A 23750-nucleotide genomic window follows, 5' to 3' on the forward strand; every position below is an offset into this window, starting at 1 on the left:
CCGCTAATCCGCCTTGATGGATTCGGCGGCATCGTGGGCGAGCGCTGACTTCAGCACGCCGGCCCGGTGCTCGCGGCTGATGTCGCAGAGCAGCGGCGTCTGAGGCGCGCTGATGCCGTCCAGCGCGCCTGTGTCCTTGAGCCAATCCTCACGGGATATTGGCTCATAGGGCGTGTCGCCCCAAGCATCCAGGAGCTTGGGGCTGTAGAGACGCTCGCCGGGCGGCAGCGTCTCGCTCTCTAGAAGCTCTGACCCCTGCCAAGGGGCGGTCAGAGCTTCTTCTTTATTGGCCGTGAAGATGTCCGGCCAATAATCGGCGCGCGAGCCGCTGTGCGGCACCGCTCGCGCGAAGGCCTCGGCGCCGCTGCGCACGGCGCCAAGGCCCATGAGCATCGCGTACAGGCTCTTGCCTAGCGCGATGCGGGCGGGGAGGCTGCCGAAGTCGGTGACGGTTCGGCCGGCCAGGCGGGTGACGCTCGTCCCCTCGAGAAGAGGGATGATCAACTGATTCAGGCCCGCCAGGCTATATAGGTGGAAATTCGATTTCTCGGAAACGTGCCGCTGATAGAAAGGGTGCCGAATGACCCGCTGCTCGATATAGTTCTGTTCATTGATGATCAGGCCAACGGTCAGCAGCCCGCTGCTCCGGTCGATCCAGAAACGCTCCCAGAAGGGCCTCATGAACCGCGATACGCTGAAATAACGCAGCAAATGGAACTGGCTTGCACCGAGCTCGCGGCTCTTCTGGTACAACAGCAGCTGCGGATAGGCATCTTGAAAAATAAGCGCATTGCTGCGCTCCAGAAACCGGTACGTCGCCCGCTTACCATCTTCATTCAGTATATCGGCGATCCGGCTTCCGCGAAGATCGGTCATATTCCAGCCTGCGTTTCGGGATAGCATATGGGCCAGGAAGGCCCAGTGGAGCTCGGGGCAAGTCTCATAGCACTCCAAATAAGCGGCGGTGCGCGTAATGTTGCTGATTCCTGCGCGGCTTGTAGCCGTCAGGATATCCTCGGCCAATTCCCGGTCGGCCCGGGTCAGTTCCTCGTCGTCCTGTGTCCGGTAGGCCGCCCCCCGTTTCAGGAGCTCTTCGATTTCCTTGGAAACCGTACGTGCGGCTGCCTCATTCCAATCGAGCGGGAGAGGCTCCTCGCGCAATTTGGTTGAGTAGGCAATGTCCTCCGCTTTGCCGCGGATCGCATCCCGAACCGCAGAAGGTAAGTTCATCAGCACCCGTGTGAGACGATTCTGCTTCATATGCATTCCTCGCTTTATTTTCACAACAACGTTTTATTACAAAGTATGGCCTAAAGATTTGACTTCCACTCTTCAATTTGATTGACTTAACTAGAGTACGTACGATACACGGAAAGGAATGATCTCAAGTGAAACAAGTGGCATCCGCCGGAGAATTCAACGTCAGCATTCAATCCAGCAATTTGATCGTCGCCGTGTTCAAAGCGGACTGGTGCGGCGATTGCAAGTTCATCGATCCGTTCATGCCGGAGGTTGAGGAGAAGTACGCAGACCGCTTGACCCTCATCGAAGTCGACGTCGATAAAGTAGGTGAAGTCAGCCAGGAGCAGAACATTCTGGGCATTCCGAGCTTTGTCGCCTATGCTGACGGAAGAGAGTTGGTCAGATTCGTGAACAAGCTGCGGAAGTCGCGCGAGGAGATTGAGGATTTCCTGAACAAAGCGCTGGATGTTTATCACACGCTTCATGATACGCCGGAAAGAAAAGAATAAGCTGCAACAACATAAATCACATCGCCCTTCGCAATCACAGAGGGGCGATGTTTTATTTTTGAACATTTTGTCACAGTTTTGATATGCCGTCCTGGTGCTTATCGGTTATAATGAAGAATGATTTATTGGAAATGCATATTTGAAGAGACAAAAATATTCTTATTAATCCTAAATTGCAGGTGAGAAACCTTTGAACACGAAACAACTGAAATGGATCGCTTATCTTTCCTGTTTTGTTATGTTTCTGGCTACTTTGGGAGGAAGCGTTGTTACGAAGACGGAATCGGGCCTTGGCTGCGGCAACGAATGGCCGCTTTGCCATGGAAAATTCGTTCCGGCCCACACGGTGGCCTCATTGATTGAGTACTCGCACCGGGCGGTCAGCGGAGCTGCCGGCCTGCTCGCCGTAGCAGCGTTTGTGGCCTTCTGGAGATACCGTAAAAACCGCAAAGACCTGCAGACCTATGCGCTGCTGGCCCTGATATTTGTGATGGTTCAGGCTTTTATGGGAGCGATGGCCGTCGTTTATCCGACGTCGTCAGCGGTCATGGCACTGCATTTCGGCTTTTCGCTCATTGCCTTTGCCAGTTCGATCATGCTGGCGCTTGGTATTCGCGAGGATGAAGCCAGACAGGGGAGGGCCCCTTCGGCCCCGACGGCCCGGGTGTCCAAAGCCTTCCGCAACCTGGTTTGGGCGGCGACTGGTTATACTTATATCGTCGTATATATTGGCGCGTATGTGAGCCATACCGATTCCGCGGGCGGATGTCTGGGATGGCCGCTTTGCAACGGGCAGCTGGTGCCGGAGCTGACGGGCGGCGTGGCGATTGCCTTTATACACCGGGTGGCTGCTGCACTGCTGCTAATCCTTATTGCAATCATGGGGCATATTGCTTACTGGAAGCACTCAGATAACGGCGAAGTGCGTGCTTTAGGCTTGACCGCGACGATCCTTGCCGTCATTCAGGTATTTACCGGAGCAGGCATCGTCTTTACGATGAACAATTATCATGTATATTTGTTTACGTCGCTAGCGCATATCGTCGTATTGGCGGCCCTGTTCGGTGTGCTGTCCTATTTATGCGTCCGAACGTGGCAAATGAGCCGTTTGCAGGGAAAAACCATCAAACCCGGCCAATCGTAAGCTGTTAAAGAAAGCTTATGAATCGTTTTGAAGCGTGACACAATAAAAAAAGCTGTACCACATCCAGGGAAGCGAGGAATGGATATGCTGCGCACACTGCTTGGCGAACCTCCTAGACAGAATGAAGGAATATTGGCGGATACGATGGAAGCCATGTCCAAGACGATCAAGCTGCTTCATAAAGAAATGGAGCTGCATCAGGATCCCTCGCATGATTTCCGCAAGCTGGAAATATGGATTTACGGCTTGATCTCATCCCTGGATGAGCTGGAGCAGTGCAAATATGCGGCTAATTTTTTTCGGCGGAAGGTTACCCATGATTATTTGGAAGATATGTCCGCCGCTGAGAGAAGCGATTACGCCAGATACGTGTATTTCTACAAAGACGGATTTATTCGTGTATTTTCTATATTGGACAAGCTGGGAACGGTGCTGAACGAACTGTTTGATTTGAAGACATCCAAAGTGAAGGCACATTTCTCCTATTTTACAGTGCTGCGCCAATTCCGTTATTTGAAGGTGCAACTGGAGCTCGCGAACGATCTGTTTGCCATTAAGGATAAGCACAAGGAAGCGATGAGCATGCTGCGCCGCCGCCGCAATACGGAAATCCATTATATGAATGCGGAAATGCAGGATGACTTATGGCAGCGGCATCAGGGGCTGAACAGCAAGATCGAGCTAGAGAACCTTGACAAGAATCTGGACGATTTGGAGCATGGGTATATGATGGTGTGCGAGACTTTGCATACCGTATTTGTTTACACGAACCAAAGATGGAAAAAAGTTAAACAGAGTTAGCGCATAGATATAAAGTAATTCCCTTTGACAAACAGAAGGAAAGAATCTATACTCTATTTCTAGAACAGTTTCAGAAAGATTCAATGATGTTCTTTCATAAAATTTTATATTTTCTTATCAAGAGAGGCGGAGGGAAAGGCCCGATGAAGCCCAGCAACCGATTTGCAATGAACTGCGGCATGGATACTGCAGCTTTCGGCAAATGTCATGGTGCTAATTCCTTCAAGATCGCATGGCGTGAAATAGCGGGCGGTTTTGGTAGATGAGAAGGCATTGTCTTTACGTAAAGAGAGCCCTCGGAATCTGCAGGGCTCTTTATTTATATGATCAGCCAGTACGCGGAAGGGTAATTATGTACAGAGTATATAGCGACATTATGTGTAACGGGGGGACACAAGCTTGATTGAACTCAAACAGCTCACCAAAACATACGGCAGCAAGCAAAAAACGACCACCGCTTTGTCGGGGCTGAACCTTACCGTGAAAAAGGGCGAAATTTTCGGGGTCATCGGTCATTCCGGGGCCGGTAAAAGTACGCTCATCCGCTGCATCAATTTGCTGGAACGGCCAACGGAGGGCGAGGTCTGGGTAGGCGGCGTGGAACTGACCAAGCTGAAGCGGAGCGAGCTTCAGCAGCAGCGCCGGAAAATCGGCATGATTTTTCAGCATTTCAATCTGCTGTCCTCAGCGACTGTATATGACAATATCGCTTTTCCGCTAAAGCTGATGGGTGTTTCGAAAGCGCAAATAGCGGCTAAAGTGAATGAGCTTCTGGCGCTCGTCGGCCTGACGGAGCACCAGAAGAAATATCCTGCTCAGCTGTCTGGAGGGCAAAAGCAGCGGGTTGGCATCGCCCGGGCGCTCGCCAGCGACCCTGACGTGCTGCTCTGCGACGAGGCGACATCCGCCCTTGATCCGCAGACGACGGATTCGATCCTGAATCTGCTGCTGGAAATTAACCGCAAGTTCCATTTGACGATTCTGCTGATCACACACGAAATGCATGTCATTCAGCGCATCTGCGACCGGGTTGCCGTCATTCATCAAGGCGGCATCGTCGAGGAGGGACCGGTCACCGAAGTGTTCCTGAAGCCGCAGCATATGGTTACGCGCGAATTCATCAGCCGGAATGCAGGAGAGCAAGGTTTTTTACAGACTACGTCGGTTCCACTGCCCGATTGGGCGAGACTGGTCAAAATTACGTTCTTGGGCGCGAAAACATATGAATCGGTGTTGTCCCAAGTTGTTAGAGAGACTGGCGTTAATTTTGCCATATTGCAGGGGACTATCTCAACGATTAAGGATCTCCCTTACGGCCAACTGACGGTCTCCTTCGAAGGCGATAACGCCAGGGTAGACGAAACGCTTAAACTGCTGCGGGAGCGCGATCTTGACGTGGAGGTGATCGGATAATGTATGGACTCGATTTCTCTAAGGTCAATTGGGATGAAATGCGCCTAGCTACCGGTGATACGCTTGAGATGATGGGCTACGCGACTTTCTTTACTTTTTTGATTGGCCTGCCGCTTGGGATTATGCTGTATAGCTTCTCGCGGTCGAATCACTGGATGATCGGTTGGCTATACAGGATACTGTCGATCATTGTTAATATTGTCCGTTCTGTTCCGTTTATTATCTTGATCGTCGTGCTTATTCCGTTGACCCGGGCTATTGTCGGAGTGTCGATAGGTGTTCAAGGAACGATCCTGCCGCTCGTGGTTGGAGCTGCTCCGTTCTTTGCGCGTCTCGTCGAAACTTCACTGCGTGAAGTCGATCGAGGCGTGATCGAAGCTTCTCAGGCAATGGGGGCATCTCCGCTGCAGGTTGTCCGCAAGGTGCTGCTGCCTGAATCGCTGCCTGGCCTGATTGCGGGGATGACGATTACGGCGGTTACGCTCGTCTCCTATACGGCGATGTCGGGCATGGTTGGGGGCGGAGGACTTGGAGACTTGGCGATCAGGTACGGCTACCATCGTTACCAAAAGGAAGTTATGATCGTATCTGTTGTCTTTATGGTCATTTTCGTGCAGCTGCTGCAAATGATCGGCGACCGTCTTGTTATTTATTTTACGAGGAAATAAGGAATTACAATATATATCGTGCTGCTTAAGATAAGAGTTCAAAAAGTTTCAGTACTTTTTGAACTACCTCTAGCACATCCTTATTCAAAAAAAACATATTCATTAGGAGGGCATACTGCAATGAAAAAATGGACATTATCTTTCTTGACGCTGGCGCTTGTTCTGGTACTTGCCGCTTGCGGAAACGCCAAGAACAATGGCAACGGGGCTGCAGAGGCTCCGCAAAACAATGCTGGGAACGCGGAGCAATCTGCACCGGCAGAACCGGTTAAACTGGTCGTAGGCGCTACTGTGCCGCATGCTGACATCCTGAAGTTCGTCGCTCCGAAGTTGAAAGAGGAAGGCGTAGAACTGGAAGTCAAAGAATTTACGGATTATGTTCAACCGAACGTACAGGTGTTTGAGAAGCAGCTGGATGCAAACTACTTCCAGCATCAGCCTTATCTTGACAATCAGAATGAAGAAAACAATATGGATCTTGTGTCCGTTGTAGGTGTTCACGTTGAGCCATTTGGGGCATACTCCAAAAAGTATAAATCTGCAGATGAAATCGCTGATGGCGCAAAAGTAGCAATTCCTAATGATCCTACCAATGGCGGGCGTGCGCTTCTGCTTCTTGAGAAGCAAGGGCTAATCAAGCTGAAAGAAGGCGCTGGAATTGCGGCTACGAAAGCCGACATTGTTGAGAACCCTAAGAACTTTACCATTATTGAGCTTGAGGCTGCTATGCTGCCCCGCCAATTGGATGAAGTAGATTTCGCGCTGATCAACACGAACTATGCGATTGAAGCAGGTTTGAATCCGATTAAAGATTCCCTATTCATCGAAGATAAGGATTCTCCTTACACCAATCTGCTGGTAGCACGTCCAGACAATAAGGATTCCGATGCGATCCAGAAGCTGGCGACAGCTCTGACTTCGGATGATGTAAGAAAATTCATCGAAGAGACGTATGAGGGAGCATTGGTTCCTGTATTCTAAATCGTCCTTTTGCATGATATTCCAATCCCGTCACCCATTATGGGGGCGGGATTTTTGTTTGTTTGCTGGCCTCTAGCATTCGGAAGGGCTTGTCGTTTGTGGGAATGCTCCAAATCTTTTATACTTGATATATGTGTATGTAGGATGAGGAGGAGAAGGACATTGAAGGGAAAAGTCGCCCTGATTACCGGAAGCGCCAAAGGACTCGGAAGAAGGACGGCGCTGACGCTTGCGGAACAAGGATGTCATATCGCACTAAACTATGTACATAGCGAAGCTGAGGCATTTGACCTGAGGCGGCAGATCGAAGGGCTGGGTGTATCGTGCATTGCGGTAAAGGCCGATATATCGCAGCGCGAAGAGATAGAAGCATTGGCGAATGAAGTAGTAGCCAAGCTGGGAACCGTCGATATTCTCGTCAACAATGCCGGCCCGTTCATTCGGGAACGGCGCTTGTTTGCGGACTATACCCAGGTTGAAATATTGTCCATGATTGAAGGGAATCTGGTTGGTACCATGCTCCTGGATCATTACGTACTGCAGGGGATGCGGGATAAGGGCTGGGGACGCATCATTCATTTCGGCTTCGGACATGCGGCGGAGTCGCGGGCCTGGCCGCACCGCGCGGTATATGCTGCTGCCAAAACGGGACTTGTATCCTTCACGAAGACGCTTGCAGTAGAGGAGGCACCGTACGGCATTACGGTGAATATGGTCTGTCCAGGCGACATTCGCGGAGGCAATAAAGAGATGTCGATCGAAGAAGCACGCCGATTGCCGGACGGGGAAACTCCCTTGGGGCGCCCGGGCAGCGGTGAGGATATTTCCAGGGTCATCGCCTTCTTATGTCATAAGGATTCCGATTTCATTACGGGCAACATCATGGATATTTCCGGCGGACTCGACCCGATCCGGCCGTGGATCAAACCATCCTGAAATGATTGTCTTAAGGGGCTGTTTCGCCCAATAAAGAAAACTCGGCTGATCCGGGAGACCGGAGAAGCCGAGTTTCTTAAAATTACGGAAGCTGTATGTCAGCAAGAGCCGACGACTCCATAATTGATTTCGAGTTTGTATCTGAAGGAGTTATTTGCGTTAAAATACTTGGACGACCTCTTGTACGCCTTCCACTTCTTCAAACAGCGCGCGCTCGATACCCGCTTTCAGGGTGATGGTGGAGCTTGGGCAGCTGCCGCATGCGCCTACCAGCTTCAATTTAACGATGCCATCCTCAACATCGACGAGTTCAACGTCACCACCGTCGCGTTGCAGGAAGGGGCGAAGCTTATCCAGAACTTCCAATACTTCGTCATACAATTTATCTTGTACATTTTCGCTCATTGTTTTCAACTCCTTTCCTTTATATATTATAGTACAAATAAGCTTAAAATTAAATGGTCCGTAAAATGGGGGATGTCCAGGTTGAAGGTAATCATAGAATTTTGCGCGAATAATGCCCATTTCGGAACGGATGAAATGATGAAAAAGCTGGAGCAGCATCCGGATTGTGAAGTTTATGAATACGGCTGCCTCACCGGATGCGGCATGTGTTATATGTCGCCCTATGCGCTGGTCAACGGCGAGACCGTAGAAGCCGAGTCGGCCAGCGCTTTATATGATGTAATCATTCGCAGAATAGCTGAAGTGAAATCGGAAAGCGGCTAGCCGATATGGTGCCGAGATAACCAGAGAACACCGCTCTTCAGAATACGCGGAACTCTTCCGGTTACTTGTCTTTTGCCCATCAATCCGAATCCTGCCTTCTTGCCTAGCGAACCAAGGGTGCCTTTGAGCTTCAGCTTCTGGAGCTTCGGCTGCTCGCCGCGCCATAACGCCGAGGCGACCTGGGCGATTTGCTGGCCTTGTCCTTCGGCCGCCTGAGCGCTTGGCGCAAAGGGAAGGCTGGCACAGTCGCCGCATACGAAGACCTCAGGATGCTCGGGAATTTGATAGTATTCGTTCAGCAGCACCCGGCCCTGGCGGTCTTTGCCGACTTCTAAGTTTCGCACGAGAGCGGGAGGCTGAATTCCTGCCGTCCAAATGGTTACGTCAGAGATGATCTCGCCGTCCGCATGATGGATGACTCCCTTTTCCAGTCCGGTCGTGGAGATGTTCGATAATGTCATTACATCATGCTCATCAAACCAATTGGTAACGTAGCCGGATACTTTGGGCGGGAACGCTGATAGTACTCGTGCGCCGCGGTCGACGATACTGATGTTGAGATCGGGGCGGCTCTCCCTCAGCTCGGCGGCAATTTCCACCCCGCTGAGTCCACCGCCAACGACGTTCACATTGCCGTAAGGCTTGATGTTGTTAAGCTGCAAGTAGGCTTCACGTACAGCGGAGAAGGATTGAATGCCAAAAGAATACTCCTCGGCACCCGGAATGCCATGGTAATTATCGGTACAGCCCAAAGCGATAACGAGCTGGTCATATTGCAGCGGATCGCCTTCCTCAAAATGGATTAAACGGGAGTCCAAATCGACCGAGCTGATTTCTCCGTACTTAATCTGCAACCCGGAGTAGCTCGGAAACGGCACACGCAGCTCATAATCGGAAGCCGTGCCGGCAGCTAAAGCATAATATTCGGTTTTCAAGCTTTGAAATGGCATCCGGTCCACTAAAATGACTTGAACGTCGGAAGGAATAAATCCCTTGAACAGTTCATGAATAACGGCGGTTCCACCATAGCCTCCACCAAGAATGACGAATTGTTTCATCTCATCGATGTCCTTTCTATCCGGTTCTTCAGAGTGTTCGCTGTATTGTATCGTGAAGCCATGAAGGCTGGTATTGTAGCTTTATTCGTAGATCTGAATCTCGTTATAGAAGGTATCTCGTTCTACCGGAATGCGTCCGGCTCCCTGAATGAGCCAGATCAGCTCTTTGCGGGTCAGTCCTTCTGGAGTGAGTGCTCCCGCCGCATGGCTGATCCGCTCTTTTATAATCGTTCCATGCACGTCCGATGCGCCGAAGGTCAGTGCCACTTGGGTCAGCTGTACGCCGATATTGATAAAGTAAGCTTTGATGTGCTGGATGTTATCGAGCATCAGTCTGCTGATGGCGATCGTCTTCAAATCCTCATAGGCTGAGTTGCGGCGAGTGATGCCGGCATTCTTATTCCGCGGCTGCATCGATAGCGGGATGAAGACCATGAAGCCATTCGTCTCGTCCTGAAGATCGCGAATTTGCAGCATGTGGCGGACGCGATCCTCATGGGTCTCGATAGCCCCGTAGAGCATGGTCGTATGAGTTTTCATACCAAGCTGGTGTGCCGTGCGATGAACATCGAGATATTGATCGACGTTCGCTTTATCGACTTTCATTTTTTCACGGTATTGATCGGACAGGATTTCCGCTCCGCCGCCCGTTAGGGATTGGAGCCCAGCCTTTTGCAGTTCTATTAATACTTCCTGCGTGCTAAGGCCGCTGATTCGTGTGAAAAATTCAATTTCCGCAGCGGTATATGCTTTGAGTGTCACTTCTGGGAACCGGTCCTTCAGTGCTTTTAGTGAATCTACATAATATTGAAACGGCACATGATTGTTGTGGCCGCCGACGATATGGAATTCACGAATGCCCGGGTGGATATGCTGCTCCACGTAAGCGACCATCTCTTCGCCGGACAGTGTGTACGAGCCTTCCTCCCCCTGATCCTTGCGGAAATTGCAGAAGGCGCAGTAGGATTCGCAAACGTTCGTAAAATATAAGCTCATATTTTCGATGAAATAGACTTTGCGGCCGTTCTTCCGAAGGTTGACCTCGTTTGCTAACTGACCAATGGTCAACAAATCATCACTTTCATATAAATATACCCCATCCTCCAGCGTTAGACGCTGTCCTTGCCGGACCTTCGCTACGATGTCCGCCATTTTGCTGTCGATATTCGGGCTGATTGCAATAGACATGAAATAAAAACCTCCGTTTCCATGAGATGACTCTGGCGGCGCTGGCATAATAGGATGAAAGAAAAGTCCCGACTGCCGTTTTCGCCGCAGCTGGAGAGTATCCAATTAGACAGTATGTACCACCTCCCCTATTATAAACTTCCCTTTGTAAGTGGGCAACAAAATGTAATAAAAATCACATATCTTGAGAGGGACGGTGATGTGGAGTATACTTTAATAAAGTAAGGATAAGGAGTGTGAAGACAGATGATTAACATTTCAGATAGCGCAATGGTCCGCATTAAGCAAATGCTGGAGCAGGAGGAGACGCCGGATATGTTCCTTCGTCTTGGCGTGAACGAGGGCGGTTGCAGCGGTTTTTCATATGGGATGGGCCTGGATGATCAGGAGAGCGAGGAAGACGTGCATATGGATGTTAGCGGCCTTAAGGTCGTTGTAGATAAACACAGCGTCCGCTACTTGAACGGGTTGGAGATTGATTTCAAGGAATCCGGCATGAGCGGCGGCTTCACGATCCATAATCCGAATGCGATAGCTTCCTGCGGCTGCGGCCAGTCGTTCCGCATGAAGGACGAGGAAGGCAAACCGGAAGTTTGTGATTGATAATTAAAGTAACACTCTTATATTTTGCAAAATGAAAGAAGCCGCGATAGGCGATTTGAAATAATAAACAAGCCGCATTCCCTTGAGGAAAGCGGCTTGTTTATGTTATTCCTGCTCTTGCTTGTCCGCACCTTGGGCGACAGGAGCGTCTACGTTGACGGTTACCTCTACATCTGGCAGGTTCTGGCCGGCATCGTCTTCCTCCTCGTACAGTTTGGAGCGCTGCTCAAACCATTGGAAGAGGTGGGTGCAAATGACCTTCAGTACGGCGTAGCCTGGAACGGCAAGGATAACCCCTGCAACGCCAAACAAATTTCCGGCCGTCAGGATAACGAAGATAATTGTGATCGGATGAATCCGCAAGGTTTTGCCCATAATTTGCGGGGAAATGAATTTCCCTTCAATAAGCTGGACGACGGTCCATACAACAATGAGCTTTAGAAGCATGAACGGCGAAGTCACGATAGCGATGATCAAGGCAGGCGTTATCGCGATGGCCGGCCCCAAGTAAGGAACGACGCTGGTAAAAGAAGCGATAATTGCCAGCACTAGCGAATAATCTAGTCCGATGATCAAAAAGCCGATGTACAGCAACACCCCGATACAGAAGCTGACGATGATTTGTCCGCGGATGTAGGTGCTGATTTGGCCGTTCGCCTCGGTCATGACGCGATGTGTCTGATTCCGCAGCTTGACCGGAACGAATCGCAGAATATAATGGGGCAGCTTCTTCCCATCCTTTAGCAGGTAGAACAGAATGAACGGCACTGTCACTAAGGTAAGCACGATGTCAACGACTGCGCCCACGAATCCGCCGATGCTGCTAAAGGCATTCCGCAAAATGGAGGATGCCCGCTCGGATATCGTTTGGGCGAGGTCGGTCAGATTGAAGCCGCTGGACTCTTGGAATTGATGATAGAAATCGCTTCCGATCAGGCTCTCAAACTGAAGCTGCACTTCATAGCTGTATTTCGGGAAGTTTTGAATCAGGCCGTCTACCTGTTCTTGAACGAGCGGGATAACGGATATGACAATAATCGTAATGATCCCGATAATGAACAAATATAGCGCAACGATTGTATAGGCACGGGGAATGCCTTTGCGCTCCAGCCAATTTACCAGCGGGTTCAGTAAATAATAGATCGCTCCCGTCAGCAGAACGGGAACCAGCACAGTCTTAAGCAGCACGATCAGAGGCTTGAATACGAACGATATTTTTGTCAGCACAAAAATATTCAAACCAATCAGCAGCAGCACAAGCAAAAACAATACGAAGCGATTATTAATGAAAAATTTCTTGAACCGGTGATTCCAGCCTTCCGGACTACTCATGAAAAAATGGCCCCCCTGTCAGCAACCTAGTTGTTTCTATTATTAGTAATACGTATAAATAAAATTTGGTTTCAGTAAATTGCAAAAAAAAGACCCATGCCCCCGCTTTACGTAGAGCTAGAGCGGCATGAATCCACTGGCATTGGCCGTTTTATTATAAAAATTGCCTCTTTATCATGACTATGATCATGGTCGCAGCAATGATCGAGAACAAAATGGAGCCGCCGCCCAGCAATTTTCGCGAGCTTTTGATAAATTTAATGCCTATGGCGAACACCGCAATGGTAATTGCAATGAGAACGAGAGACATGGCAATCATAGCAACCCAATACAATACCCCGAATAGCGACGCGGTAAAATCCGTTTCCAAAACATGATCCTCCTTTTCTCTTTCCGAAATAAACACTGCACCAAAATTACTATACGCCAAAACATGGATTTTGCAAAGAAAAACGACTCTTCTAAAACAGGCGTCCGCTGTCGGACAATCATACAAGAACAAGAGCCTTGTCCTGAGTATGTATATTTTATAACGCCAGAAAGGGGAGAATGTCATGGCGGGAAGACAATTAGCCGACAAATGGTTGAAGACGGAAGCCCTTCTTAGAAATGCCGAGGTAGCAGTCCATATCCCACAGACTCGGAGATATAGTGCGGAAGCTCTGCGGGGTGTGCTGCAACAGTTCGGGATGGCGGTTATTAAACCGGTTCGCGGCGGAGGGGGATACGGAGTCATTAAGGTAACCTATACAGGCGGAATCTATGGGTTTACTTATATGTCCCGGACCCGGAATTTTAAAAGCTTTGACGCGATGATCCAATCGTTGAATAGAACCAAGGTTGGCCGAAAATATATCATTCAGCAGGGTATCCATCTGGCGAAAATCCAGGGAAGACCCATCGACTACCGGGTTAAGGTTGTTAAGCAGAACGGAAAGTGGGTATATCGTGCCATGGTGGGCCGGCTTGCTCGTCCGGGACTGTTCGTGACGAATCTGAGCAAGGGCGGCACTCAGCTTAGTGCTGGAGAGGGGCTAAGGCGTTCCCTTGGAAATGTCTCCACCCGTAAAAAACGCGGAGAAATGCGCTCTTTGACTAATAAGTGCATTGCCATTATGGAGTCGGCTTTCCCTGGCGTTGGACAGCTGGGCTTTGATTATGGCATTGATACAAGCGGCAGGATTTGGATTTTTGAAGTTAACACTCGTCCGCAATAACATTACAAAACTGTGTTTATTTGGGTCGATTTATAGGTAAGTATTAATGGAGTGTTTATTTAAGATTAAAATTTTTTTGGCGAAAAAACAGACTGTGTAACCTGTGAATAACTTTTGTCCACATTACCCCAATATATATTTCAACTGTTTTAGACAATTACTCACAAGTTATTCACAGGATTTCCACAATCGACTGTGGATAACAGAACGCTTGTTCCACTCTTCATTTCTTGATATGATCTCTATATGAATTTAGGAAAAAAATAGAAAGGATGTGTTACCAATGGCGATGTTAACAGACGAAATGCTTCTCGAATCCTATCATATGGCTACTGAATTGCAGCTAGACATGGAGTTCATTGCTCTTCTGTTGGCAGAAATCCATAAGCGTAACCTGGAAATCAATCTAACGATAGTACATTAAATGATTATTCTTGTGGCAGCGCGGCTATCCTATGGCGCTGGCCATGCGTTGACATGATAAATATAAGCTTCATGACAGCGCGGACACTGCACGACATGCTCGCAGCCCTCCGGTTGGCGAGAGGAGATCACCGAGTTATATTGATCGGCCGAGCCGTAGGGACTGTAGGGGCCGGCGTAGTCCTGCTTCCTTCCGGCATGGTCCAGCGTGCTGCCGCAGTCAGGACAAGCTGCTGTCAGTGGAGCTAATCCGTTGCATAACGGGCATATATAGGACAAAGGGTATCCCTCCTTTACGGCATGATGTCATCCGTATTGGTAAGATACCCTTTGTGAACAGTTGTTATGACTCTACAATTTTAAGTTGCTGCTGTGACCTGGGGATAACTTTGCTTCGGGGTCGACGTATACTTTGGCGTTATTCACAGCCGTCGGCGCTTCGCCGAATCCGACAGCAATCAAATCCAGCTTGCCGGGATATGTCGTAATGTCCCCCGCGGCAAATATTCCAGGAATAGATGTTTCCATTCTGGAATCGACAACGATGGAATTGGTCTCGATATCAAGCCCCCACTCGGCGATTGGACCAAGCGCGGATACGAATCCGAAGTTGATGACGACATCATCTACTTCGATTTCCTGTGTCTCTTTCGTCTTCGTATGAGCGAGAGTAACGCGTTCGATGCGTTCGTCTCCGTGCAGCGCAACGATTTCGGAAGGGGTAATAACGCGGACGTTGGAATTTATCAGATTCTCCACACTGTGCTCATGCGCCCGGAATTTATCGCGGCGATGGATGAGCGTAACCTGCTCGGCGATCGGCTCGAGCATCAGCGCCCAATCCACGGCAGAGTCGCCGCCGCCGCTGATCAACACTTTGCGTCCGCGGAATTGGCTCAGGTCACTGACGAAGTAATGCAGGTTCGTCTGCTCGAAACGCGGGGCTTCCTCAAGCTCCAGGCGACGTGGCTTGAATGCGCCCACGCCTGCGGTAATAATGATGGCCCGCGCGTAATGGACATCTTTGTCTGTCGTAACGACGAAGTTGCGCTCATCTTTTTTCTCGATGCGCAGCACCGTCTCATTCAGACGTACGTCCGGATTGAACAGCTTGAGCTGCTCATTCAGATTGTTAACGAGCTCCTGGCCGGTAATTTTAGGAAAACCAGCGATATCGTAAATATATTTCTCAGGGTAGAGGGCGGCGACTTGTCCCCCGAGCTGAGGCATACTTTCGATTAACTTAACCGATGCTTTTCTCATGCCGCCGTAAAATGCGGCAAACATGCCTGCCGGACCTCCCCCGATAATAAGCAGGTCTGTAAAATCGCTCCCGGAATTCAAGGATGACACTGGCAAACACCTCCAGATATTATTGAAACATTCATAATGTCATTTCTACTTTATTATAAGCGTCCACCTTTGAGTTGCAAAGTGAACGCAATATGGCAGTTTTTTCACCCCATTTCATGACTAAAAACCCGCTAAAACCGCGTAAAATAAGACTTGATCTTTTATAAAAAAGTCGATATCATTCAAATTGTGTGCGCACATAAATGTGACGAAAAAGGTAACTATTATGAATGGAACATTTTTTTTTTGATAAAACGGTGATAAAGGTTTAGAATTGATGTGACAAATGTCGCATTCATCGTCGCGCATAAGTTATGGATAATTACCAGAGACTATAATTTTATGTGTTAATTTTCACATTTTGAGTTTTTGGTTTTATTTAAAATATAGAGTGTCCATACTGGAAGGAGAACAAACTCATGAGTACCATACCTAAAATTGTTATTCTTGGAGCAGGCTATGGCGGCATCCTGACGGCGCAGCGTTTGCAGAAAGAATTAAACTACAATGAAGCCGACGTTACGCTGGTTAACCGTCACGATTATCATTATTTCACGACGCATCTGCACATGCCTGCGGCAGGAACGGATTCGATCGAGAATACTCGTGTACCGATCTCCAAGCTGATCGACGAGTTCAAAATCGATCTGGTGAAATCAAATGTTCAGGAAATTCGCATCGCAGACAAGAAGGTCGTGCTTCAGGACGGAACCCTGTCCTACGATTACCTGATTATCGCGCTTGGCGGGGAGCCTGAATCCTTTGGCATTCCTGGACTTGGCGAATACGCGATGCCGATCCGCAGCATTAACTCGGTTCGTTTGATCCGTCAACATATCGAATATCAATTTGCGCTGTACAAAACAGACGAGAGCCGTACAGATCGCTTGAACTTCGTAGTAGGCGGCGCGGGCTTTAGCGGTATCGAATTCGTTGCTGAGCTAGCTGACCGGGTGCCTGAATTGTGCAAGGCTTATGATGTAGATCCAAACTTGGTTAATGTATATAACGTAGAGGCAGCTCCTACCGCTCTGCCAGGCTTCGACCCTGAGCTTGTAGAATATGCCATGGATGTGCTTCGCAAGAAGGGCGTTCAGTTCAAAATCGGCGTAGCAATCAAAGAATGTACGCCAGACGGCGTTATTCTTGCTACGGGCGAAGAGATCAAATCAGCGACCGTCGTATGGACCGGGGGTATCCGCGGTAACCGTCTGATCGAGGCTGCAGGCTTCGAAACCGCTCGCGGCCGTGTGAAAATCGATGAGTACCTGCGTGCGCCGGAGCATGATAATGTATTTATTATCGGAGACAACTCGCTGATGTTTAATCCAGAGGGCCGTCCTTACCCGCCAACGGCTCAAATTGCCATGCAGCAGGGAGTCACTTGCGCGCAGAACGTTGTCGCTTCCATTCGCGGCAAAGATCTGAAGAAATTTGTGTTCAGCAACAAAGGTACCGTTGCTTCCCTGGGCAAAGGCGAAGCTATCGCTTCCGCATTCGGCAAGAAGTACAAAGGCTGGGTAGCTGCTCAATTGAAAAAGGTGGTGGACATGCGCTACCTCTTCACCATTGGCGGCATTCCGCTCGTGTTGAAGAAAGGCAGATTCCTGTAAAATGCGCCATTGCAGTGTTCAGGTGCGAGGCCTGCTGACGCGGGATGAGCTTGACAGGTACAATGCCTTGATGGAGGTCGGCTCTTATTTGGAGTCGCAGCAAAAATACGATCTGGCTTATCATGTGCAGAAGGAAGTCGACATTCTCATTCTTCCGGCGATCGAAAGATTGAAGGAGAAGGGAAGAGCACGCGACCGTGCGACGGCGGAGTTTCTGGAATCGCTGCGAGACGCAGAGGAATAATCATTTAAAATAAAAAGGGGTGTTCCAGTATTGCTGGAACACCCCTTTTTTGGCATAAAGCGTGATTCTTGAATTACAGCTTCAGCATTTCCTCAAAAAGCTGTTCATTCAGCAAATTGCCGACGTAGAAAGAGCCGAACTCCCCGAAACGGGCGCTTACTTCATCAAAGCGCATTTCGTAGACAAGCTTTTTGAATTGCAGAGCATCGTCGGAGAAGAGGGTAACGCCCCATTCCCAATCATCCAGTCCGACGGAACCGGTGATGATTTGCTTCACTTTGCCGGCATAGCTGCGGCCGATCAGACCGTGGCTGCGCATCATCGCCCGGCGCTCATCCATGGACAGCATGTACCAGTTGTCGCTCAGATCGCGCTTCTTATTCATCGGGTAGAAGCAGATGTATTTCGATTTAGGCAGAGTCGGCTGCAATCTCGCCATAACCTCCGGATTGGCTTTAGGGTCGCCGCCTCCGGATGCCAGATAGTTGCTGAGCTCGACAACGCTGACATACGAGTAGGATTTAACCGTATATTCCGCAAAAGTCGTCTTGTTGAAGGCGTTCTCCAGCGCATTAAGCTCTTCGAGCGTCTCGCGCAGATGCATGAATACAAAATCGGCTTTCTGGCCTACGACGGAGTATACCGCCGTGCTTCCGTCCTTCGATTCCTCTACGCTGTTCCATTCCTGCAAGAAGGCGTGAAGCTCCTCCAAAGCGACGGCGCGTGTTTCATCATCGGCCGCTCTCCAGGCCGTCCAGTTCATGGAGCGGAAATCGTGCAGGGCATACCAGCCCTCCAGGGTTAATGCTGCTTCATTCATTTATGATCACTCCTAAGGTTTCCTATAATTCCAAGAGAGAATACATTGATCTTATTGTATCCTATGGCTGGCAAGGGGGCAAATCCATTCACAATCTATTCACGCAAAGTTCGTTGCTTCGCAACATCTTTTCTAGTAAACTTACTACTAGTGCAAAAAGATGTGATCTAGCTTATTGAGCTTGTTGAAGAAGGGTTGGGGAAACAATGGGTTGGCTAGTCGTATTTATATTGATGGTGTTATTCTTCGTGATGATGTTCGGTATCGGTTTCATTCTTAATATGCTGATGAAAACAACTTGGTTTCCGGCCTATGTATTCATTATTGTCATTCTGCCAATCGTGGTATACTCGCTATGGGATCATGAGCAGAACTTCTGGACTTACGTAGCCTCCTATCGCCTTGTCGATTATTTAACGGCGATCGCCGGATTGCTCGGCGCGATCCTAAGCGGCTGGACGATCCGCAAGCTGCGTCAGGGCGGGTACAAAATGTTCTAACCTCTGCTGCACGGTAAGAAACAACGTCTTTATAGAAAGGCCCCGGGTTTATAGCCCGGGGCTTCTTAATTTTACATTATGCTATTTGGATTCCGTGTCATTGCCTTGCCTTTGTTTCCACTTCTGAAACTCCAGAAAGCTCTTGAACTCCTGCTTGCTGATCCCGGAATCCATCGCCTCCTGCACAAGCAGGGACCATTCCGGATCGAGCTGATGTTCAGCCGGCTGATCTTCATACAGCAGCATGGGAATCGTAACATTCAATGCGCAAGCGACCTTCTCGATGAACTGGATGGACGGATTGCACTGTATGTTCCGCTCGACGTTGCTCAAGTAGGATTTAGCGACATCCGCTTTCCCGGCAAGCTCCGATAAAGACAATTCCTGCTTTAGGCGGAACTTCTGAATGCGTTCACCAATGTGATCTGCCATAAGGACGACGCCTCACTATCTAAATAGAAGATATTTTCGAAAATAATTATAGCAGAATGTGCACCAACCGACAAAAGCAGACGGCAAAAGGGACACCTCGATCCGCGAATGGCGGATGAAGGTGTCCGGGGAGCGGGAGAAGACGATTATTTAGCTGTACCGGCCCCTTGCCGTGCTTCAAAGGTCCATTTCAGCTGGAGGGCATCTCCTTGGAACTGATTTTGATCTTCGTTGTTATCAACGAACTCGAATTTAACGATGAGGTTATCCGAGGTTCCAGCTTTAAGTCCACCCCGCTCCTCGAACCATTCTTGCCATTTGTTATCTACCGCGTCTGGTGCCAGGGACTGCAGTTCGTAGAGCGTTGTTTCATAAATAACGTCTTCTTGTTTGTCGAGATTTGTTAGGAACCTTACCTTGATGTGTTTTCCGAAGTCATCCGTATTTGCCGGGGCCCCCGCCTTGTTGATCACGGTATAGGAGGTAAGGAGAAGGACTTTCTCAATATCCAGCGTACCGTTGTTAAACAGCTTGAAGGTGCGGATGCCGTAGTCGCCAGGCTTGATATTGTCGAGGTTAATGACTACGGTAGGTTCCGCATTCAAGTCAAGCGTCCCAGCAGCGAAGGTCCCCGACGTTTCCACCGAATCGCTGAAATAAGCAAACGTGCCTCCACCGATCAAAGCAAGACCCAAAGCGGCCGTCGCCATCCCGAGACCTAACGTTTTCTTGACTCCCATAATCAAGTTCCTCCTTAAGATAAATTAAATGGATATATTGCAGCCTTATGACGGGCATAAGGACAACAATCTGATTTATTCCAGCGTGTCGGTCCTCGAATCTGCTTGAACGCTGGGGCGTTGCTCCAGTTGGGATATGACCTTCCATATGGAAAGAGCGCCATAGAGGAAGAGCAGCAGCCCTGGAACGATGAGGAGGAGGAGGCTGCCGTTTTTGCTGCCGGCAAAGCTGAGCAGATATCCAGCGTACGGGACGGTGAATCCGGTATAGACACCAACGATATTGGCCGGGATAACGAGGGTGCTGTCGGGAGCATCATTGTTGTCCCCTTGGGTGCGGTACAGCATCTGACCGCTGGCTTCGCTGCTTCTGGCCTCGACGATCCGGTGGGTAATTAGCCGCTGTTCATCGGCTCGGAAAGTGATGATGTCCCCGACCTGGAAGTGATCCGCCGTCCTAGGAGAAATGGCGATAACCGATCCCGTCCGAATCACCGGTTCCATCGAACCGGATAGTACCGTCTTTAGCTGATATCCATAGAAGCTCGGCTCACCGCCAGTTAATCTGGTCAACAATACCGAGCCGAGAACGGCCAGGCAAGCCACAACGGTCAAATAATAAACCATTTGAGCAGCCAGTTTTCCTATTAGTTTCATGACTCATCCTCCATTCCAATCAATCATTCGTTTCGTATGCGTCATTGTCCGGGGCTACTTCCGGACTCGCCTCAGTAAATTGACCTTCACTGTCAGATTGTTCTTCCGTCTGAAGCATCGGTTCCTCAGCTGCAGCTTGGATTGCGGATAAGCGTGATTCCAGGACATGTAGCTCTGCCATACTATCCCGTAACTCAGCTTCCAGCGTATACTGCGAGGCTTCGTAATCTTGAAGCAGTTCCCGGCTCACCGTATCGCCGGTCCCTTCCCAGGGTTTAGCGTAGTATTTCTTCGGCGTATCCAACTGATTTGTGAGCGAATTCGGGACGTTCTGAACGGTTACCCCGGCCTCATATACTTGTCGCAAGTATCCGATGAGATCCGCTAAGGTACTAGAGAGCAAAGGAGATAACGGAGTATCCCCGCTGGTGAAAAATTCTAACTTGTCGAGCAAGGCGCCCCCGGAGAGCCGGGCACAATTGGCTGGGATATCCACGGTTAGCCGAATGGCATGATTCAAGGAAACCGATCCCAACGCAAGTTCATTGTTAAGTTCTTGGAAGGAAGCGGCTGAGGACGCAAGCGTGTCGCTGGTTATGTTAATTCTATCCTGAAGCAATCTGATACGTAGGGATAGACGGATGAAGTCCTGTTCCGTTTCGAGATAGACAGCGTTTGTTGCGGTTGGAATGAAGGCAGAAGCAGCCAAAGCGGGTATAGCTGAAGAGGATGGGGCCAAAGGCTGAAGTTTATCTTTGAGAACACTCGCATTTTGGAAGTGAGCATGAATATCGGAGAGCCGACTCTCGATTACGCCGGGGAATACAGGGCAGGCTTGAAACGTGAGTTTGGTGTCGCTGAAGCTTGCAAACTCGCCGTAAGTAGCATCGATTTGACTTGGCAGGTATAGGAGAAGCGCAGACAGGAGGAGGACAGTTTTCAGCAACTGCATGCTTCGCGGTTTCCTTTGCTTACGTGTCGCTTGATCTTTAGGGCTGAACAAATAGGATTGCTCCTTTCCACCAGATCATTTTGCGTTATGTTGTTCGTTATTAAGAACAACTATATGAAGTCAATATAAGTGATTTTCACCAAAATTGAAAGCAGTGAATCCAGCCGATTGTTCCCTATAACGAACGAATTTAACCTAAATACTCCATCAAGCTTTTACTTCCTTCAAATTTCTGGGATTTGTATGAAGTTGTTTATTAATGACAAGTCCAACATGGTTGGAGGCGATAGGTGATGAATAAGTCCGTTCAAGCTGTAGCGAATGAGCAAATGGCCGAGCTCGAGGCCGCGGAATGGTTCCGATTGCTCGTAACGGCCAGGGAGGCGGGAATTCCGATTGAGGTAGTACGCTCCTTTCTCCGGAGAAGGTCTGCTTCTGAGGCCGAGCAAGCTGCGTTCCGTAAATTTCTCGTCAGCGGAAGCATTCAGGAAGAAGAGGAAGAAACATCGTCTACCATGCTGAGAGACTATACTTTTCGGCGAAATTTGTAGGGTATTCACGATTCAGGGAGAAAGCTTTTGTGATAGAATAGAGAAAGTCTACACGTACGTGAGCTTGGAAGGAGCGAAGAAATCATGCGCATAAACAATATGCTGCACTTTACCGAGAACCATCGTTATTGCGTATACCGCGACTTCGGCCTCAGCGCTGTCGACGGCAGAATGCTTAGTCTGGTTTATCAGCCGATGGCCGGCGCGTTCGCCATCGGCTTTTATCGCCTGCTTGCCGAGCGTGTCTCTGTGGAGCAGGTCGGATATTCCCCGATCGAGCAGCAGCGGGAGCTGTTTCTTACGCTAGGTCTCGAGCCTAGCGAGAAGGGGCGCAAATATTTGATCAAACAGGCATCAAAGCTGGAGGCGATCGGGCTCCTGCAGACAAGCCGTTTGTACATTCCGGAAAAGGATGACTATATTTACGAGTATGAGCTGCAGGCCCCGCTTTCTCCTGCCGATTTTTTCCGTACCCAGCATTTGACTTTGCTGCTTCGCGACAAGCTCGGCAAGTTCGCCGTTCTTGCGCTGCGGGAGCGATTGTTCTGCGAGGAGCCGCTTGAGTGGAATGGAACGGCCTACAATAAAGAGAACATTTCGGTACCTTTCTATGACATATTCGAACTGAATACACATTCGATAGATTACGAGCTGGAGCAGGCGATTGCCGAATCCTCGACATCCAGGCAGGCCGGGTCTCTGCAGGGGGCAGAGGAAGATGCGATCAATTATGCGGACATCATCATCCGTTTTCCGCGCGAATCGGCGAATCGTTCCTTCGTGGAGGGATTGCGTTTCAATTCTGAAGGAATGGGAATCGCCAATTACGTCGCCCGTAAATACGAGCTTAGCGTGCAGGATTTATGCCGCCTGTTGGACGAGGATGGCGTATTTGGCCCTGACGGCAGCCTGCTGCTGGAAAGCCTGCAGCATAAGGCGAACCTTCATTTCAGGCAAGGCAAACGGCGCAAGGACGAAAGAGAGGTCGCTTATGCGAAAGTCGTCGCTCTGCGCTCCTCTGAACCAGCCTCTGGCGAAGGGATGCCGGAAGAGGTCGCCGTCCAAATGGAATATTACGTTGAAGTTCCTCCGCAATTCCGCAGCAAGTGCGATATTCATCAGTACAATATGATGCTGCGCAATGAGCCGTATACCCGGCTGCTGAAGACGTTTTTCCCGGGCTCGGTGCCCGATAATTTGCTGGACATTTTTGAGAAAATCGACCTGAACTACAAGCTGCCCGGCGAAGTTATTAACGTGCTGATCCATTACTTGATGGAATTGCTCACTTCGGGCGGAGAGCAGCGGATCAACCGCAACTTCGTGGATGCGATCGCTGCGAATATGCTGCTTAAGCGCATTGACTCTTACGAGAAGGCCGTTCAATATATTCGCAATCAAGCGAAAATCCGCAAAGAGAAGAGCAGTGGTGCAGCGCCCCAGTCTGGAGCGGGCAGAAGCCGGACTTACAGCAGAACAGGCGCAGCCAAGCCGGACATTCCGATTGTGGAGAGCTCGGCGAACGAGGATGCCGTAACCGAAGAGGAATTTGCTGAGATGCTCAAAATGGCGGAGCAAATGCAGGCCAGCAAAAATAAATAAGGTAAGCCAAAATAAGGAAGCATGGAATAAGGAAGGTGAATG

General features: G+C 49.6%; 29 protein-coding genes and 1 riboswitch. Of the genes, 16 read left to right on the forward strand and 13 right to left on the reverse strand.

Translation table 11 applies throughout. The annotated features are described in order from the left end of the window. Window positions 1-3: 3 nt before the first annotated feature. Window positions 4-1260 carry a DUF2515 family protein gene (locus tag ACYUJT_RS17025; RefSeq protein WP_460324339.1) on the reverse strand — a complete coding sequence of 419 codons (1257 nt, stop codon included), beginning with the start codon at window positions 1258-1260 and terminating at the stop codon, window positions 4-6. A 128-nt stretch (window positions 1261-1388) separates the two neighbouring features. Between ACYUJT_RS17025 and ACYUJT_RS17030 the strand changes: the two genes are divergently transcribed. The 7 genes from ACYUJT_RS17030 (at window position 1389) to ACYUJT_RS17060 (ending at window position 7694) form a co-directional block, all read left to right on the forward strand. After that, a complete protein-coding gene (locus tag ACYUJT_RS17030; RefSeq protein ID WP_460324341.1) occupies window positions 1389-1751 on the forward strand; it encodes a thioredoxin family protein in 363 nt (120 codons plus the stop codon). Window positions 1752-1941: 190 nt separating this feature from the next. Next, window positions 1942-2895, forward strand: coding sequence for a COX15/CtaA family protein (locus tag ACYUJT_RS17035; RefSeq protein ID WP_460324343.1), 954 nt, complete (start codon window positions 1942-1944; stop codon window positions 2893-2895). 84 nt (window positions 2896-2979) lie between these two features. Further along, entirely contained in the window at window positions 2980-3696 is a 717-nt protein-coding gene (locus ACYUJT_RS17040) for a Cthe_2314 family HEPN domain-containing protein (RefSeq protein WP_460324801.1), read from the forward strand. A gap of 111 nt (window positions 3697-3807) precedes the next feature. Then, window positions 3808-3965, forward strand: a riboswitch (SAM riboswitch). Between the two features lie 130 nt (window positions 3966-4095). Then, window positions 4096-5109, forward strand: coding sequence for a methionine ABC transporter ATP-binding protein (locus tag ACYUJT_RS17045; protein ID WP_460324345.1), 1014 nt, complete (start codon window positions 4096-4098; stop codon window positions 5107-5109). Further along, a complete protein-coding gene (locus ACYUJT_RS17050; protein WP_460324347.1) occupies window positions 5109-5777 on the forward strand; it encodes a methionine ABC transporter permease in 669 nt (222 codons plus the stop codon). Before ACYUJT_RS17045 ends, ACYUJT_RS17050 begins: the two co-directional genes overlap by 1 nt. Window positions 5778-5897: 120 nt before the next feature. Further along, window positions 5898-6758 carry a MetQ/NlpA family ABC transporter substrate-binding protein gene (locus tag ACYUJT_RS17055; protein WP_460324349.1) on the forward strand — a complete coding sequence of 287 codons (861 nt, stop codon included), beginning with the start codon at window positions 5898-5900 and terminating at the stop codon, window positions 6756-6758. Between the two features lie 162 nt (window positions 6759-6920). Continuing rightward, window positions 6921-7694, forward strand: a complete 774-nt coding sequence (locus ACYUJT_RS17060; protein WP_460324351.1) for an SDR family oxidoreductase — start codon at window positions 6921-6923, stop codon at window positions 7692-7694. A gap of 159 nt (window positions 7695-7853) precedes the next feature. Here the strand turns inward: ACYUJT_RS17060 and ACYUJT_RS17065 are convergent, their stop codons facing one another. Beyond that, the gene (locus tag ACYUJT_RS17065) at window positions 7854-8099 is read right to left on the reverse strand and encodes a NifU family protein (RefSeq protein WP_055105863.1); all 246 of its coding nucleotides are present in this window, start codon (window positions 8097-8099) and stop codon (window positions 7854-7856) included. Window positions 8100-8180: 81 nt separating this feature from the next. Here ACYUJT_RS17065 and ACYUJT_RS17070 point away from each other — a divergent pair, with 81 nt between their 5' ends. Further along, window positions 8181-8423, forward strand: coding sequence for a YuzB family protein (locus tag ACYUJT_RS17070; protein ID WP_460324353.1), 243 nt, complete (start codon window positions 8181-8183; stop codon window positions 8421-8423). Here ACYUJT_RS17070 and ACYUJT_RS17075 read toward each other — a convergent pair. Continuing rightward, entirely contained in the window at window positions 8420-9481 is a 1062-nt protein-coding gene (locus tag ACYUJT_RS17075; protein ID WP_460324355.1) for an NAD(P)/FAD-dependent oxidoreductase, read from the reverse strand. The genes ACYUJT_RS17070 and ACYUJT_RS17075 overlap by 4 nt on opposite strands. An 81-nt stretch (window positions 9482-9562) precedes the next feature. Beyond that, window positions 9563-10669 (reverse strand): aminofutalosine synthase MqnE, encoded by a 1107-nt coding sequence (gene mqnE, locus ACYUJT_RS17080; RefSeq protein WP_460324357.1) that lies wholly within the window; start codon window positions 10667-10669, stop codon window positions 9563-9565. Between the two features lie 246 nt (window positions 10670-10915). On the opposite strand from mqnE, the gene ACYUJT_RS17085 reads away from it, so the two are divergent. Continuing rightward, entirely contained in the window at window positions 10916-11272 is a 357-nt protein-coding gene (locus ACYUJT_RS17085) for a HesB/IscA family protein (protein ID WP_460324359.1), read from the forward strand. Between the two features lie 105 nt (window positions 11273-11377). Here the strand turns inward: ACYUJT_RS17085 and ACYUJT_RS17090 are convergent, their stop codons facing one another. Both ACYUJT_RS17090 and ACYUJT_RS17095 read right to left on the reverse strand, forming a co-directional pair. Beyond that, window positions 11378-12604 carry an AI-2E family transporter gene (locus ACYUJT_RS17090; protein WP_460324361.1) on the reverse strand — a complete coding sequence of 409 codons (1227 nt, stop codon included), beginning with the start codon at window positions 12602-12604 and terminating at the stop codon, window positions 11378-11380. Between the two features lie 154 nt (window positions 12605-12758). After that, window positions 12759-12974 carry a hypothetical protein gene (locus ACYUJT_RS17095; RefSeq protein WP_460324363.1) on the reverse strand — a complete coding sequence of 72 codons (216 nt, stop codon included), beginning with the start codon at window positions 12972-12974 and terminating at the stop codon, window positions 12759-12761. A 184-nt stretch (window positions 12975-13158) separates the two neighbouring features. Here ACYUJT_RS17095 and ACYUJT_RS17100 point away from each other — a divergent pair, with 184 nt between their 5' ends. Together ACYUJT_RS17100 and sda are read left to right on the forward strand one after the other, a co-directional pair. Further along, complete coding sequence (locus tag ACYUJT_RS17100; RefSeq protein WP_460324365.1) at window positions 13159-13821, forward strand: YheC/YheD family protein; 663 nt, start codon at window positions 13159-13161, stop codon at window positions 13819-13821. Window positions 13822-14104: 283 nt separating this feature from the next. Beyond that, a complete protein-coding gene (gene sda, locus ACYUJT_RS17105; protein WP_148499871.1) occupies window positions 14105-14245 on the forward strand; it encodes a sporulation histidine kinase inhibitor Sda in 141 nt (46 codons plus the stop codon). Between the two features lie 29 nt (window positions 14246-14274). Here the strand turns inward: sda and ACYUJT_RS17110 are convergent, their stop codons facing one another. Both ACYUJT_RS17110 and ACYUJT_RS17115 read right to left on the reverse strand, forming a co-directional pair. After that, window positions 14275-14523 (reverse strand): hypothetical protein, encoded by a 249-nt coding sequence (locus ACYUJT_RS17110; protein ID WP_460324368.1) that lies wholly within the window; start codon window positions 14521-14523, stop codon window positions 14275-14277. 72 nt (window positions 14524-14595) lie between these two features. After that, window positions 14596-15531: an NAD(P)/FAD-dependent oxidoreductase gene (locus ACYUJT_RS17115; protein ID WP_460324803.1), complete on the reverse strand. Its 936-nt coding sequence runs from the start codon at window positions 15529-15531 to the stop codon at window positions 14596-14598. A 485-nt stretch (window positions 15532-16016) separates the two neighbouring features. Here ACYUJT_RS17115 and ACYUJT_RS17120 point away from each other — a divergent pair, with 485 nt between their 5' ends. Continuing rightward, window positions 16017-17210 carry an NAD(P)/FAD-dependent oxidoreductase gene (locus ACYUJT_RS17120; RefSeq protein WP_460324370.1) on the forward strand — a complete coding sequence of 398 codons (1194 nt, stop codon included), beginning with the start codon at window positions 16017-16019 and terminating at the stop codon, window positions 17208-17210. 1 nt (window position 17211) lies between these two features. Continuing rightward, window positions 17212-17454: a hypothetical protein gene (locus tag ACYUJT_RS17125; protein ID WP_155612684.1), complete on the forward strand. Its 243-nt coding sequence runs from the start codon at window positions 17212-17214 to the stop codon at window positions 17452-17454. A 73-nt stretch (window positions 17455-17527) separates the two neighbouring features. On the opposite strand, the gene hemQ is transcribed toward ACYUJT_RS17125, so the two are convergent. Then, window positions 17528-18274 carry a hydrogen peroxide-dependent heme synthase gene (hemQ, locus tag ACYUJT_RS17130; RefSeq protein ID WP_460324373.1) on the reverse strand — a complete coding sequence of 249 codons (747 nt, stop codon included), beginning with the start codon at window positions 18272-18274 and terminating at the stop codon, window positions 17528-17530. Window positions 18275-18480: 206 nt separating this feature from the next. On the opposite strand from hemQ, the gene ACYUJT_RS17135 reads away from it, so the two are divergent. Further along, window positions 18481-18774, forward strand: a complete 294-nt coding sequence (locus ACYUJT_RS17135) for a YuiB family protein (RefSeq protein WP_460324375.1) — start codon at window positions 18481-18483, stop codon at window positions 18772-18774. Between the two features lie 81 nt (window positions 18775-18855). On the opposite strand, the gene ACYUJT_RS17140 is transcribed toward ACYUJT_RS17135, so the two are convergent. The 4 genes from ACYUJT_RS17140 to ACYUJT_RS17155 form a co-directional block, all read right to left on the reverse strand. Then, window positions 18856-19206 carry a helix-turn-helix domain-containing protein gene (locus tag ACYUJT_RS17140; protein ID WP_460324377.1) on the reverse strand — a complete coding sequence of 117 codons (351 nt, stop codon included), beginning with the start codon at window positions 19204-19206 and terminating at the stop codon, window positions 18856-18858. Between the two features lie 146 nt (window positions 19207-19352). Next, entirely contained in the window at window positions 19353-19946 is a 594-nt protein-coding gene (locus tag ACYUJT_RS17145) for a TasA family protein (RefSeq protein WP_460324379.1), read from the reverse strand. 75 nt (window positions 19947-20021) lie between these two features. Beyond that, entirely contained in the window at window positions 20022-20603 is a 582-nt protein-coding gene (gene sipW / locus ACYUJT_RS17150) for a signal peptidase I SipW (RefSeq protein ID WP_460324381.1), read from the reverse strand. Between the two features lie 19 nt (window positions 20604-20622). Further along, window positions 20623-21555: a hypothetical protein gene (locus ACYUJT_RS17155; protein ID WP_460324383.1), complete on the reverse strand. Its 933-nt coding sequence runs from the start codon at window positions 21553-21555 to the stop codon at window positions 20623-20625. Between the two features lie 293 nt (window positions 21556-21848). On the opposite strand from ACYUJT_RS17155, the gene ACYUJT_RS17160 reads away from it, so the two are divergent. Together ACYUJT_RS17160 and ACYUJT_RS17165 are read left to right on the forward strand one after the other, a co-directional pair. Beyond that, on the forward strand, window positions 21849-22106 hold the full coding sequence (locus ACYUJT_RS17160) for a hypothetical protein (protein ID WP_460324385.1): 258 nt from the start codon (window positions 21849-21851) through the stop codon (window positions 22104-22106). Between the two features lie 84 nt (window positions 22107-22190). Further along, window positions 22191-23708, forward strand: coding sequence for a replication initiation and membrane attachment family protein (locus tag ACYUJT_RS17165; protein WP_460324387.1), 1518 nt, complete (start codon window positions 22191-22193; stop codon window positions 23706-23708). Window positions 23709-23750: the final 42 nt, after the last annotated feature.

This window comes from Paenibacillus sp. YSY-4.3, assembly GCF_054767475.1.